Annotated in this window: 3 tRNA genes; all 3 read left to right on the top strand. The window is 51.3% G+C overall.

Annotated features, from left to right (window positions below):
- The first annotated feature begins 207 nt into the window (after positions 1-207).
- The 3 genes from AC1DM9_RS34445 (at position 208) to AC1DM9_RS34435 (ending at position 506) form a co-directional block, all read left to right on the top strand.
- A tRNA-Met gene (locus AC1DM9_RS34445) sits at positions 208-284 on the top strand.
- Between the two features lie 40 nt (positions 285-324).
- Positions 325-401, top strand: a tRNA-Asp gene (locus tag AC1DM9_RS34440).
- 30 nt (positions 402-431) lie between these two features.
- Positions 432-506: transfer RNA gene (locus AC1DM9_RS34435), tRNA-Gln, on the top strand.
- The last annotated feature ends 71 nt before the right edge of the window (positions 507-577 follow it).

The following is a 577-nucleotide window of genomic DNA, read 5'->3' as shown; positions in this document are numbered from 1 at the left end:
GTGGAAGCACAGCAATGTGTGCAGCTGACGAATACTAATCGGTCGAGGGCTTATCCTAAACACGTTTACTGTGACCCATACATCCAGTAGACAGCAGCTAAAAAGGCTTCAGCAAGCCTAATCTTTCGTATCCAGTTTTCAGGGCGCAATTTGCTAATGCATGCATTAGTGATCGTTCTGTAAATGAATAGCTTTAGTAGTAAATGACGCGGGGTGGAGCAGCCCGGTAGCTCGTCGGGCTCATAACCCGAAGGCCGCAGGTTCAAATCCTGCCCCCGCAACCAAACCAAGGTTTCACTTTCGGATTTATCCGAGCTTACATACGGAGCTGTGGTGTAGTGGCCCAACATGCCTGCCTGTCACGCAGGAGACCGCGGGTTCGAATCCCGTCAGCTCCGCCACTTTTACAAGAAGAGTAACAAAATATATGTTGGGGATTAGCCAAGCGGTAAGGCAACGGACTTTGACTCCGTCATTCTCAGGTTCGATCCCTGAATCCCCAGCCATTTATATGCGGAAGTGGCTCAGCGGTAGAGCATCGCCTTGCCAAGGCGAGGGTCGCGGGTTCGATTCCCGT

This window comes from Paenibacillus sp. 01T431, from assembly GCF_056398625.1.
This window is presented reverse-complemented; position numbering and strand designations above follow the sequence as displayed.